General features: G+C 42.2%; 13 protein-coding genes. 5 read left to right on the forward strand and 8 right to left on the reverse strand.

Annotated elements, in window-relative coordinates:
- Nucleotides 1-340 precede the first annotated feature (340 nt).
- Together IJ00_RS00010 and IJ00_RS00015 are read left to right on the forward strand one after the other, a co-directional pair.
- On the forward strand, nt 341-1,147 hold the full coding sequence (locus IJ00_RS00010; protein ID WP_082127225.1) for an ABC transporter permease: 807 nt from the start codon (nt 341-343) through the stop codon (nt 1,145-1,147).
- Nucleotides 1,148-1,584: 437 nt separating this feature from the next.
- Complete coding sequence (locus tag IJ00_RS00015) at nt 1,585-3,468, forward strand: bifunctional serine/threonine-protein kinase/formylglycine-generating enzyme family protein (protein ID WP_046814676.1); 1,884 nt, start codon at nt 1,585-1,587, stop codon at nt 3,466-3,468.
- A 148-nt stretch (nt 3,469-3,616) separates the two neighbouring features.
- On the opposite strand, the gene IJ00_RS00020 is transcribed toward IJ00_RS00015, so the two are convergent.
- A complete protein-coding gene (locus tag IJ00_RS00020) occupies nt 3,617-4,576 on the reverse strand; it encodes a DUF1517 domain-containing protein (RefSeq protein WP_035148857.1) in 960 nt (319 codons plus the stop codon).
- Between the two features lie 186 nt (nt 4,577-4,762).
- Complete coding sequence (locus tag IJ00_RS00025) at nt 4,763-5,401, reverse strand: CatB-related O-acetyltransferase (protein ID WP_035148859.1); 639 nt, start codon at nt 5,399-5,401, stop codon at nt 4,763-4,765.
- 309 nt (nt 5,402-5,710) lie between these two features.
- Here IJ00_RS00025 and IJ00_RS28620 point away from each other — a divergent pair, with 309 nt between their 5' ends.
- A complete protein-coding gene (locus tag IJ00_RS28620) occupies nt 5,711-5,857 on the forward strand; it encodes a hypothetical protein (protein ID WP_168163395.1) in 147 nt (48 codons plus the stop codon).
- Nucleotides 5,858-5,945: 88 nt separating this feature from the next.
- Here IJ00_RS28620 and IJ00_RS00030 read toward each other — a convergent pair whose 3' ends face one another.
- The 6 genes from IJ00_RS00030 to IJ00_RS00055 form a co-directional block, all read right to left on the reverse strand.
- On the reverse strand, nt 5,946-7,115 hold the full coding sequence (locus IJ00_RS00030) for a tetratricopeptide repeat protein (protein WP_035148861.1): 1,170 nt from the start codon (nt 7,113-7,115) through the stop codon (nt 5,946-5,948).
- A gap of 252 nt (nt 7,116-7,367) precedes the next feature.
- A complete protein-coding gene (locus IJ00_RS00035) occupies nt 7,368-8,030 on the reverse strand; it encodes a methyltransferase type 11 (RefSeq protein WP_035148864.1) in 663 nt (220 codons plus the stop codon).
- Nucleotides 8,031-8,167: 137 nt separating this feature from the next.
- Complete coding sequence (locus tag IJ00_RS00040; protein WP_035148865.1) at nt 8,168-8,818, reverse strand: hypothetical protein; 651 nt, start codon at nt 8,816-8,818, stop codon at nt 8,168-8,170.
- A gap of 157 nt (nt 8,819-8,975) precedes the next feature.
- Nucleotides 8,976-9,302 carry an MgPME-cyclase complex family protein gene (locus tag IJ00_RS00045; protein ID WP_035148867.1) on the reverse strand — a complete coding sequence of 109 codons (327 nt, stop codon included), beginning with the start codon at nt 9,300-9,302 and terminating at the stop codon, nt 8,976-8,978.
- A gap of 151 nt (nt 9,303-9,453) precedes the next feature.
- Nucleotides 9,454-10,179 carry a hypothetical protein gene (locus tag IJ00_RS00050; protein ID WP_035148869.1) on the reverse strand — a complete coding sequence of 242 codons (726 nt, stop codon included), beginning with the start codon at nt 10,177-10,179 and terminating at the stop codon, nt 9,454-9,456.
- A 67-nt stretch (nt 10,180-10,246) separates the two neighbouring features.
- Nucleotides 10,247-10,972, reverse strand: coding sequence for a pyridoxine 5'-phosphate synthase (locus IJ00_RS00055; RefSeq protein WP_035148871.1), 726 nt, complete (start codon nt 10,970-10,972; stop codon nt 10,247-10,249).
- Nucleotides 10,973-11,162: 190 nt separating this feature from the next.
- On the opposite strand from IJ00_RS00055, the gene IJ00_RS00060 reads away from it, so the two are divergent.
- Together IJ00_RS00060 and IJ00_RS00065 are read left to right on the forward strand one after the other, a co-directional pair.
- Nucleotides 11,163-11,651: a hypothetical protein gene (locus IJ00_RS00060; RefSeq protein WP_035148873.1), complete on the forward strand. Its 489-nt coding sequence runs from the start codon at nt 11,163-11,165 to the stop codon at nt 11,649-11,651.
- Nucleotides 11,652-11,823: 172 nt separating this feature from the next.
- The gene (locus IJ00_RS00065; protein ID WP_035148875.1) at nt 11,824-12,204 is read left to right on the forward strand and encodes a DUF423 domain-containing protein; all 381 of its coding nucleotides are present in this window, start codon (nt 11,824-11,826) and stop codon (nt 12,202-12,204) included.
- The last annotated feature ends 28 nt before the right edge of the window (nt 12,205-12,232 follow it).

Below are 12,232 nucleotides of genomic sequence, written 5' to 3' on the forward strand. Positions count from 1 at the left end.
GCACTGCCCTACTGGAAGCACTTCGTGGCACTTACTGCCAACATGTGGTTCAAGTCACAGAAGAACCCTTCATTTCTTTACAAACTATTCCCCTTCACCGGGGACGGAAACTTGTCAATTATTGCGCCTCCAAAACCACAGATGGAAACCACTTTACAAACTATTCCCCTTCACCGGGGACGAAAACGCTTGCATTAGCCCACAGGTCAGTGGACTGACTAATTATTTCCACAACTATGGGCAAACTAGCTTACAGCCGCTACCATCTGAGTTGACAGGGAATCAAAAATCATAGTATTATAATCTGGACAAGGAAGAACTATCTTTCAATAATAAACCTGTGAATATTTCTCCATCTCCAAAGCAGCCGCGTGTCTCATGGCAGGCGGCTTTCTCCATGTTGATGTACATTTTCATGTATCTACCAATATTGGTGCTTGCCTTCTACAGCTTCAACAATTCAGCTTACAGTGCTGGTTGGCAAGGATTCACCCTCGATTGGTATCGCCAGCTATTTGCGGATGAACGCATCTTATTAGCGACCAAAAACAGTCTCCTAGTAGCCAGTTGTGCGGTGGGGATTGCGGCAGTATTTGGAACCCTGATGGCAGTGGGATTAGCTCGATATCAGTTTCCCGGCAAAGGTTTATATAAAGGAGTCAGTTACCTACCCTTAATTATTCCCGACATTGCGATCGCCGTTGCCACCCTAGTTTTTCTGGCTGCTTTTGCCATACCTCTAAGTCTATGGACAATCATCGCCGCCCATGTGGTTTTCTGTCTTGCCTACATTGCCCTAGTTGTCTCCTCCCGACTAACAAACCTGGATTCCCATTTAGAAGAAGCCGCCCTAGATTTAGGTGCTACACCTACCCAAGCATTTATTAAAGTTTTAATACCCCAGTTAATGCCGGGTATAATTGCAGGCTGTCTGTTAGCTTTTATCCTTAGCTTAGATGACTTTCTGATTGCCAGTTTTACCTCCGGTAGCGGCTCTAGTACCCTGCCCATGGAAATTTTTAGTCGCCTGCGAACAGGTGTTAAACCAGACATAAATGCCCTCAGTGTTATCCTAATTCTCGTATCAGCAATTGTAGCTTTTATTGCCGAATCAATTAGAATTGCTGGAGACAAAAAGCACAGATAAAAAAGTATTTATACCACAATCTCTATCATCGTAATTCCTCTGAGCCACCAGGCAAACATTCTGCAATGCCATAGACAATAAATACTTATTTCATATAAGACTTAATACTTATAATAAAAATACCCCTCTCCTGAGTCAGGCACAGTGCCCCTGGGCAGTTGGGGGAAATTAATAATTACAACTGACGAGATAAATCACAATCCTATTGACAAAATCACTCCCCATCAACTATTATTCTTTCTGTAATGGAAATCCATGCGCTCATATATATTCATATTTAGAAAATTACCAGTACAGATAAGCAAATAAATAGCATTTCCCATCTGCATTTTTCTCAACACAGAACCTCAGTAGATGAAGTAAATCTATAGATTTGTACAATTCTGTTTTCAAATAGATAATATTGAGCCTCACTTAGGCAAGATGCGAAGCTCACTATGCAAATCTGTCAAAATCCCCATTGCTCCAATCCCTTCAATGCTGACGGCAACAGATTTTGCATCAGTTGCGGGCAAAGCAACTTTGGTGAATTACTGCGGAACCGTTATCGTGTTCTGAAATTATTAGGAGAAGGTGGTTTTAGTAGAACCTACGCTACAGAAGATGCTGATAGACTCAATGCACCCTGTGTAATTAAACAATTTTTCCCCCAGGTGCATGGAACATCAGAACGTACTAAAGCCGCAGAATTATTTAAAGAAGAAGCCAAGCGTCTATATGAATTGGGAGAAAATCATATTCAAATCCCTCGACTATTGGCATTTTTTGAACAAGGTTCCAGTTTATATTTAGTTCAAGAATTTATTCAAGGAAAAACCCTCTTAGAAGAGGTACAAAAGCAGCATTTTACAGAAGATAAAGTTAGGGAAATTTTAACTGAGTTATTACCTGTTCTCGATTTTATTCACACCAATAACGTGATTCATCGAGATATTAAACCAGAAAATATTATTCGCCGAGATACAGACGGTAAGCTCGTATTAATCGATTTTGGTGGAGCCAAACAAGTTACCCAAACAAGTTTAGCCAGACAAGCGACAGTTCTCTATACAATTGGTTATGCTCCCAGTGAGCAAATGGCAGGATTTGCTTGCCATGCCAGTGATATCTATGCTTTAGGTGTGACTTGTGTACGCTTACTTACCAGATGTTTGCCACTCCATGATTCATCAGGGCAAGTTTACGATCGCCTTTACGATCCCATGAGTGCTAAATGGCTATGGCGACAACGCATCCAGGAACAAAACATCACAATCAGTGAAGAATTAGGGCATATCCTGGATAAGATGCTGAAAAATTTAGCCTCAGAAAGATATCAATCTGCTGCGGTAATTATGAGAGAGCTACAAAATAGCAAAACCCTATCCCCTGGAGCAAATTCTTCAGAAACACAACCGATAATTGCAATTCCTCGAAATCCATCGAATTTTACCAACTTAGACACCTTTGAATTTGACGTAGTGACAATTGATAGTCATAGTCAGATAGTCAATCGGAACCGTACTGTTGCCCAATATTATGCAGAAGAATTGGGACATGACGTAATTATGGATATGGTAGCAGTACCTGGTGGCTCTTTTATGATGGGTTCCAAGGAAGATGAAGGAGATGCAGACGAACGTCCCCAACACTTAGTAGCAATTGAGCCTTTCTTCATTGGTAGATATCCTGTTACCCAAGCCCAATGGCGAGCAGTGGCATCTTTGCCCAAAGTCAATCAACCCCTCAACCCCTATCCGTCGAAATTCAAAGGTAGCAATCGCCCAGTAGAAAATGTATCTTGGTACGAAGCAGTGGAATTTTGCGCTCGACTAGAGCAAAAAACCGGGCGCAACTATCGCTTACCCAGTGAGGCAGAATGGGAATATGCTTGTCGTGCTGGCACCACCACACCTTTTCATTTTGGCGAAACTGTCACCGCAGAATTAGCCAACTGTGGCAACGGTGATGCGCAAACAGAGTCAAAAAGCCGGAATCGCAAGGAAACTACACCCGTAGGTAGCTTTCAAGTTGCCAATGCCTTTGGTTTGTATGATATGCATGGCTTAGTTTGGGAATGGTGTGCCGATCCCTGGCATAAGAATTATGAAGGAGCGCCCAGTGATGGCGGCATCTGGGAAGATGGAGGAGATATTCACCGTCGGGTATTGCGTGGGGGTTCTTGGAGCTTTAGCACGGAGATGTGTCGCAGTGCTAGTCGTAGTTGGAATGAGTCAGACGGTGGGTTGAGAATTTGTGGTTTTCGAGTTGTGGTGACAACTGTTGCTCGTACTAGTTATGTGATTGCTGCGAATGCTACCGATGGCTTGGTTGTACCCTAATGTCAGAAGAGGGGAAAGGGAAAGTCTTTTTGTTTCTTGATTAACTCTCCCATTACCCATTCCCTAAGAGCTTATTTATCAAGTAAATATTCAGTAGGGTGTGTTACCTGTGGGAATTGGAGTATGAACTCATGACTCCTAATTACTCCTACACCATCTTTAAGTTAGTGTATTCAGTCAGTAAATCATCGCTACTGAGGGTATCTCCGTCGGCTTGGGGTGCCCATAAGACTTCAATGGCAAGTAAATTATCCCCAGAGATACTACCGATTTGGCGCAAAGCTTGACGTAAATCGTCAGCAGTATTGATTGCTGGGATTGCCTGTTTACCTAGGGTTGCTGCCAAGATGGTGACAACTATATATTCCCCAGGAGCAGCGTTTTCCAATTCTGCGGTGGCAGTTAAAGCAGCTTGAGGGGTAACTTCCTTGAGTTGGTTATTTACATTTGATAGGGTTTCGGCAGTGAATTTGCTCCGCTCTGCCAGGGATAGACGGTTAAAGTCAGCTTCCGCAGCACTGAGACGTGCTTGTTGTGTACCACCGTCTGCATATGCCCAGTATTCAGGGTGACGCAATAGGGCAAGGCTGGTTTCCTGGAGAATTTCCGTTCTTCCTTGGGATGAGTTGGTATCTGCACTAGCTGCGATCGCGTTGAGTTCAGTTTGTAAGCTGCGAGCATTAGCTAGTAAACCAACTTGTAAACGGCTAATCGAGACAGTAGGATTACTGCTGTAGGTGGTATCTTCTAGGACTTCACCACCATTAGCACGGCGAAAAGTCTGGAAAATAAAGTTGGCGATCGCCATAAAAATCAGGATACTAAACAGGCTGCCAAAGCCCCCACCAAAACCCCACAAAGGTAATAGGAAGGGGAAACCAAAACCACCACCGGGATAGTATCCACCACCATATCCACCCGGTGCATAGCTGCGAGGAGATGAATAGGTACGACTAGTCGGTGCGCGGAAGGAACCCCCACCAATTCTTCCCCCTGTACGAGCGGCAAGAGCATCACCACCGTGACTAAATGCCAATGTCAACACTAAAAACAGGGCAAATAAGCTTTTGAGAAGCGGTTTTGTTGCTTGTTGTATTCTTTTACCCATAACCCAGCCTCTAGTAAATTGATATTTTTTATACGTTTGAGTAAGTGGAAAGGTGAGTTGTTTCTATCTTCTATTCCTCATACTAATCTTCATCCTACCTTGCCTCAGCCCGTCAAGGGCTGTGAACTTAGGGAAGAATTCATTAGCGATAACCGTACATCAGCTAACTATTCCCTACACCTTTACCTATTCCTCGTTGACGATTTTTTGTAATGTATCAATATCTGAACCACAGATAGCTTTCAGATTATGAGTAATTTTCTCAATCTCCCAATCCCACCACCGAATATTTAATAATTTCTCAATCACTTGATCGGGGAAACGTTGGCGAATTTCTTTTGCTGGATTACCTCCCACCACAGAGTATGGTGCAACGTTACGAGTCACCACCGCACCTGTAGCAATAATTGCCCCATCACCGATCTGAATTCCTGGCATCACCATTGCCCCATAACCAATCCAGACATCATTCCCAATCACAGTATCACCTTTGTGGGGCCAAGTTTCAGGCATTGCCACTTCCCAACCTGCACCAAAAATGGGGAAGGGATAGTTAGTCAACCAATCGGTACGGTGATTACCACCATTCATCACAAATTTCACATCGGAAGCAATGGAGCAAAATTTGCCAATTATCAGTTTGTCACCAATAAAGTCAAAATGATAGAGGACATTGCGCTCAAAGTTTTCTGGATTCTCAAAATCATCATAATAGGTATAGTCTCCAACAATAATATTGGGATTTTGAATAATATTCTTGAGATAAACTAAGCGTGTTTGCCCGTCTATGGGATATTTTGTATTGGGAGATGGACCAAAATTCATAGATATTTTTTAGGAAAAGATTGATTATAATGTTATTAATATAAGATAGCCTGTATTTTTCATCATCAAATTTCTACACAGTTTCTCTTGAAAGATATTGACTATCTTTGTCCTCACTTCCGGTTCTCGTAAAGAAACTCAGACATTAGATATAGTCTTACTCCTATTCTTGCTAAAGAATTGCCAACATACATCAACAAATATTGCGGAGCATATATATCTATTGCTTTTAAGGACAAGGGATGACAAACAGAATTAGAGTAGAGATGTCAAGCCCTAAAGCTACCAGGAAATTGGGAGTTTAATCTTATGGCAATCTCTAACTTCATTTCTCGAATTACTCAATTCATTTCTGAAGCAGCGATGCGGATTTTCGCACCTACAGATGATGCCTATCCCAACGTTGGAGTACAGCCTTTTTCTGGCGAACCATATGAAGAAAAACACGGCAAGTAATTGAACGATAATTGAAAGATAAATCTATGATGGGTAATTCCCAAGCAGAATCGGTGGATTTGCCTGTTTCCACCGATTTTTGTCTATCTTAAATTAATCCCATTTCCCGCAAACCCTGACGTAATCTTTTGGCTTCATCGGGGTTATATTTCTCATGTAACACAATAGCGTGACCAAAGGCAGTTAAGCTATCAGTGACGTTGCCAATTTTTAACAAAACTACACCAAGATTTTGATAGGCTTCAGGATATTGGGGATTAAATTTAATAGCTTTTTGGTAGGCAGAAATTGCTTCTGTAAATAAATTCATGGCTTTAAAAGTCATCCCCAAATTATAATGTCCGGTGGCAAAATTGGGGTCGATTTTAATTGCAGTTTCGTAGGCTGTTTTGGCTCCAGTTAAGTCACCATTTGCCTTGAGAATATTGCCAAGATTATTATATGCTCCCAGCTTCAGCATGGGGTAAATTGGTAGTTTAATGGCTGCTTGGTAGTGGGCGATCGCCTGGTTAGGATTCTGTAACCGACTATAGGCAATACCCAGGTGATAATACAGTTCATATAAAATCTCGTAATTATCCTCAGCTGTTGCTACACCTCGTGCCAGTAATTCTACTCCCAGGGGAAGCTTACCAGTTTCGATGTATAAAGCTCCTAATTTACTGCAAACATAGGGGTCATGGGGATTTTTACTGAGAAACTCTTCCATCGCTGCTTGAGCTTTGGTGTATTTATCCTGACCAGTAATGATACCTTTTTGATAACCAGTATGGGCGATCGCCACCTGTTCAATATAACCAATTTGCCAGTGGGGTTCTTGTTGAAGAATTTCCCCCACACTATCATCTACTAAAGCATGGTAAGGGCGAGAAAAGCTAATGTCTGGGTGACGACGAAACAGTCGGGAAACCAGGGAATAGGGAGACTGTACCGCTCCCACCTCATGACGTACTAAATTAATCAAGAGATATTCTTCTTGCTCAATGGTATGTCGAAGTAGGGGTGCGACTTCTCGCTGTAGGGTTTCATCCGCATCTAATACCAATACCCAGTCACCTGTAACGTGTTGTAATGCAGCATTACGAGCCGCACTAAAATCATTACACCATACAAAATCATATACCTGTGCCCCAAACTGTTGGGCAATTTTAGCAGTGCGATCGCCAGAACCCGTATCTAACACCACCATCTCATCAACTACATTCCTCACACTACCAAGACAGTAGGGTAAAGTCTTTTCTTCATCTTTGACAATCATGCATAGGCTGAGTTTTGTCATCTGCCATCATCCAGACTTGTTGCGGGGAGTCTTGGTAGATATTTATAGCATTCTATGTACAGGAAATAGAAGTATGTCGCTGAAAGTCATTCGTGATAGTACAGATGGATACCCCTACACCTCACCCCAGAAACCTGTTTGATGGGTTGTCTATCCTGTCATGGCGATCGCACAATCTCATTCATGATTTTTCATCCTAGGGGTTAGGAAAATGGGGAATTCTGCAAAAAGTCAGCTAATTCTCTTGAAGACTACGCAAGTCGCAGAAATCTCTTGAAATAACCATAAACTGTATCGCAGGGAATCTAACCATCTCAGAGGTTGGTACACAGGTAAAATCAGACGAATGCACATTACCAATAAATAGAGTATGGGTGAGACAGAAGTTGATTGGAGTAACATCCCACCAGAGACAATTTCTCCCTGAACTATTTCTAAATCTGGGAATAACTGCCTCAATTCTTCCACACTCGGACGAAACATGGTATCTATGGGGTCACGATGGTAGGGGAATCGATATGGAACCGTGACAAATAGATAACCATTGATGGGAATCAGAGAACTCATAGTCTGACATATTTCTTCACGATTAGTCAGATGTTCCAGGAGATTAGAACACAAGATAGATTGAATATTTTTCTGGGAAATTTCTTGTAAAAATAAAGGATTATTGAAATCTCCTACCAGGTCTACCCCAGCATCATCTTTCATATCACAATGAATAATAGAATACCCCTGTTCTCTCCCAGGCTTGAACAACAGTTCATCAATCCAAGGTTGTACCTTCTCTCGAAAATCTTGATTAGAGCTACCAATATTTAATATGGGAAACACTTCCCCAGCATCTAGAGAATAAATAATACTCCCTAACCAATTAGCTTCTTCTCGCAACATAGGAAACTGATACAGTTGATTCAGCTCCTTTAAGCCTATCTCTTTTTGTTACACATCATTCCCTGATTATTCTGGTTGAGAAAAGGGAGCTAGGGAAAAGGGAAAGTATTACATCTTGACTCCCAAATCCCCAGATTTTATAACTTGACGACAGAACGCAGTAAAGTAACTTTACGACTATCTACCAGAATCGCAAAATAACCGCGATCGCTCAATTTTTGTAACGTCTTGTGAGCATCATCCCGGTTCGTCGTGTAAACTGCCATCAAAAAGGGGCGCTGTCCATAGGAAACAAAGCCTATATCCCCATTTACTACCCGTTGTAACTCCCCTGCCATCTCTGGACGATTTTGATAATCTACCAGCACTGCATAACCCTCTCCTAGTCTTTGGGGTTTAAAACTAACAGCTTGGGGTTCCGGCTTTTCCGAGGGCTTAGTTGCAATTATTGCCGACAGACCCGCAGAATCCCGGACATACCTTGCCCAACGATTCGCATCCTCAATACTGGAAAAACCACCAATGCGAGTCACAACATCCTTGAGATATCTACAAATACTTGTTTTCGTCTCCTTCGGTAAAACCCGTTTTAACTGGCTTTGATTATCTTTAGTGGGACTTACTACCAAAAGAACAAACTCCCCAGCATTCGGTGGTTGACAACTAGGAATATTAGTTTGAGCTACGGCATAATTTATACCCAAACTCCAAAGGGATAAACCACATAGCAAGCTACCGAGAAAACCACTCGCACCACATGAAAGTTTTTGCACAACAGATGAATGCATAAAATGTATTTTCTTAAAAGAATATCTGAGAAATATTTTGTTCCCCTAGGGAAAAATAAATAGGTAATAGGGAATGGGTAATTGGTAATAGGTAAGATTTCGATAGTTAATAAAAAATATCTTTCCCTTCCTCCCAAAAAACCCTCCCTCTGACTTGCTAAACTGTAGCCAAAGATGCTATGGCATCAGGAATTTCTGCTGAGGGTGCGCTAAACTCCCCTGTAATCACATACTCCAAGCGCAATTTTAACCACACAATAAATTGTTCATTCGTAGAAACAATTGCTACCGACGGTTGGGGACATTTGTCTTTAATCGCTTTCATCTCAGGTGCTTCCAAGAAAGCAGGTTGCTTGACTAACCAAAAATCAATGGTTTTTTCCTGCTCATGATAATAACGGGTACGTTCCTTGAGAACTTCTTCTAGGGGTTCCTCTTCCAAGAGAAACTTTTGACTTGCCAAAATGTAATAGTATGTTTGCATTTTTCCCTTTGCTTACTAACGAGTATTTTGTCTCATGGCAGACTATTTAAAAAAGTATAAGGGATAATTTCCCGTAGAAAGCAAGAAATAGACAACAGGTAAATATCCCCAATGATAAATTACCCGTCATCTGTCACGAGTCACCCACAAATTAGTTCTTTTTCAGCTTCTTAAACCAAGAACTAAAAGGACAACTACCTCCTTGAGTTTGACCATGGCTTTCCTTACCACCTCCTGTCAATTTATTCAAGAATAAAGTGTTGTCGAAATAATGTTCCGTAGAGAGAATTCTCAAATCCTCGGTAACATTTGCCACCGAAATCCCAATAATTTCTATGAGTTCTCCGGTAGGGGTAAAACCCTTGTAGGAGCCACGAAAATGTCCCCAGTGTCGCCATTTGAAAGTGACTCGTGGGGGACCAGAATAGACTTCTAAGACTTCCCAGGGAAACCCTTGAGGAAAACAGGTATGAAAGAGATCGTGGGACGATTCAAAGGTTTCTTCGGAGGATTTGTAGTGTTCCGAGTCTCCCATAAAAATGTTGTAGGTTCCCTTTGCTCCCAATTCCTCGGCAGTAAATTCTTTACCACCGTTGGTAGTAACACGGAATTTGTCAGCAACGATAGATAACCATTCTTGGGGGTTAGGTTTACAGGATACCTCCATTTCCAGAGTCCGTACCAAATTCTGGACGATCGCCTCTAAGGAACCCTCAAGGTGATTACAAACACTTTCCGTTGCGAGGTTGTGTTTAGAACGGGAATAGTCTGGAGCTTTGCCACCACGCCACTGTACACCCTGGCGATCGCTGTAAGCAATCACCTTGTCTCTATCTTGTACCCAAAGGGGAAGTCCTTGTGATTCTTCTGCGCTCATAATATATATTTTGTTACTAACTACATTGAGGATTTACGCAGTAGTAACTAACTTTCCTGGGATTCGATTACCCATTCCCCCTGATTGCCATTTTCATTTCCCGTACAGCTCTTTCCATTCCCACCAGAGCAGCACGACTGATGATAGTATGACCAATATTCAACTCTTCCATTCCAGGTAGACAAGCTACGGGGTAAACGTTCCAATAGGTGAGTCCATGACCAGCATTGACTCGTAACCCTGAGGCGATCGCTAATTCACACCCGGAAGCTAACAAAGATAGTTCCTGTTGACGCAGGTTTTCATCAAGAGCTTCAGCATATTTACCTGTATGCAGTTCAATAAACTTTGCTTGCACCTGTGCGGAAGCTTTGATTTGAGCAGGTTCAGCGTCGATAAATAAACTGACGGGAATGTCCGCACTTTGCAATTTATCTACAACTGCTCCCATTCTAACAATTTGCCCCGCCACATCCAAACCTCCCTCGGTGGTGACTTCCTCCCGTTTTTCGGGAACCAGGGTGACATAATCAGGTTTAATATCCAGAGCGATCGCCACCATTTCATCAGTCGCTGCCATTTCTAAATTTAAGTGGGTGCGTACTGTCTGCCGCAACAAGCGCACATCCCGATCTTGAATATGCCTTCTATCCTCTCTTAGGTGTGCAGTTATACCATCAGCACCCGCTAATTCTGCCAACACCGCCGCCGCAATCGGGTCTGGTTCTACTGTGCGTCTGGCTTGTCGGATAGTCGCTATATGGTCAATATTGACACCAAGAGTTACAGCCACCGAGATTCCCCTTATAGAAAGTCAGTACAGATTCTACCATTTGGTTATGGGTGATGGATAATCGGAATTAACAATTGACAGCTAATGAGAAAATATTTTCCCTCTTTCCATAACCTAAATTAAATATTTAGTGGAAGCTTCGGGCGAGGGAGGTTAAAATCGCAAGCAATACTGACATGAGAGTATAGCTATGAAGACGGCTGAAAAGTTTGCTGCTGGTTGGCTGCTCATTTTGGGGTTTATGTTCATCAATTTGTCTATCTCCTCTGCTTGGGAGAAACACAATATGCTCAAACCCTTACCCCCAGGTTCTGGCATTGATGAGGTAGTGGATTATACGAATAGGGAAGCTTTGTACACCCTGGATGTCAATTCTAAGTATGGTTTGGTTTTTGGCGTGCCGACTTTTTTACTCGGTGCATGGTTAGCAGTAGGATTATACCGTCAAACCCAACAGGAGAAAAAAGCCTTAAAACAGCAGATGCATGAGCATTTGCAAATGACTTTTTATCGGATGATTCAAGAAAATCATGGACGGGTTACGGTGTTAGGATTTGCCATGCAGTCGGAGTTACCAGCAGCGATCGCCAAACAATATTTAGATGAACAGGCAAAACAATTCAACGCTAACTATAAGGTGACAGAAGAAGGTGGAATCTCCTATCATTTCGAGGTTTAACAAAATTTTACCCCCTAGGGAGTTCCAAATAAAAAATATAAGCAGGGAGCAGAGGGAAAGAGAATTTTCCGATTACCCATTACTCATTACTCATTATTTAAGTCTGCTGGCATACAGATACTATTAACCGGAGTTGATAATAGGTTAATGAAGTAGCCTTAATTGAATATCGATGAAACAAGTTTTTCTTACCGTTGCAGCCATATCTGGAGCTTTCTGTGTCAGTGCTGGAGCCTTTGGTGCCCATGCTTTACGAGGTACACTGAGTGAGCGATCGCTGCAAATTTTTGACGTTGGAGTTCGTTACCAAATGTACCATACCCTAGCACTCCTGGCGATCGCTATCCTTATCAGTACCCAGGCAACTCCATCAGTAAGTTTAATTACTAGCGGCTGGTTATTTATTTTGGGAATAATTCTGTTTTCTGGCAGTCTCTATGCTCTCAGTCTGACCAATATCACAATTCTCGGTATAATTACTCCTGTCGGAGGTGTTGTATTTATCCTGGGATGGCTAATCTTAGCCCTATCATCTTGGAATTTTCAGGGATGATTCTTAACCAGAATTCAGAATCACCCCC

Origin of the sequence: Calothrix sp. 336/3 (assembly GCF_000734895.2) — a bacterium.
Lineage (GTDB): Bacteria > Cyanobacteriota > Cyanobacteriia > Cyanobacteriales > Nostocaceae > 336-3.

Bases quoted from the DNA above. Each gene is read 5' to 3' on its own strand.
- IJ00_RS00015 (WP_046814676.1), top strand. From the start codon at position 1,585: ATGCAAATCTGTCAAAATCCCCATTGCTCCAATCCCTTCAATGCTGAC.
- IJ00_RS00050 (WP_035148869.1), bottom strand. From the start codon at position 10,179: ATGAGCGCAGAAGAATCACAAGGACTTCCCCTTTGGGTACAAGATAGA.
- IJ00_RS00030 (WP_035148861.1), bottom strand. From the start codon at position 7,115: ATGATTGTCAAAGATGAAGAAAAGACTTTACCCTACTGTCTTGGTAGT.
- IJ00_RS28620 (WP_168163395.1), top strand. From the start codon at position 5,711: ATGGCAATCTCTAACTTCATTTCTCGAATTACTCAATTCATTTCTGAA.
- IJ00_RS00035 (WP_035148864.1), bottom strand. From the start codon at position 8,030: ATGTTGCGAGAAGAAGCTAATTGGTTAGGGAGTATTATTTATTCTCTA.
- IJ00_RS00040 (WP_035148865.1), bottom strand. From the start codon at position 8,818: ATGCATTCATCTGTTGTGCAAAAACTTTCATGTGGTGCGAGTGGTTTT.
- IJ00_RS00020 (WP_035148857.1), bottom strand. From the start codon at position 4,576: ATGGGTAAAAGAATACAACAAGCAACAAAACCGCTTCTCAAAAGCTTA.
- IJ00_RS00060 (WP_035148873.1), top strand. From the start codon at position 11,163: ATGAAGACGGCTGAAAAGTTTGCTGCTGGTTGGCTGCTCATTTTGGGG.
- IJ00_RS00045 (WP_035148867.1), bottom strand. From the start codon at position 9,302: ATGCAAACATACTATTACATTTTGGCAAGTCAAAAGTTTCTCTTGGAA.
- IJ00_RS00025 (WP_035148859.1), bottom strand. From the start codon at position 5,401: ATGAATTTTGGTCCATCTCCCAATACAAAATATCCCATAGACGGGCAA.
- IJ00_RS00065 (WP_035148875.1), top strand. From the start codon at position 11,824: ATGAAACAAGTTTTTCTTACCGTTGCAGCCATATCTGGAGCTTTCTGT.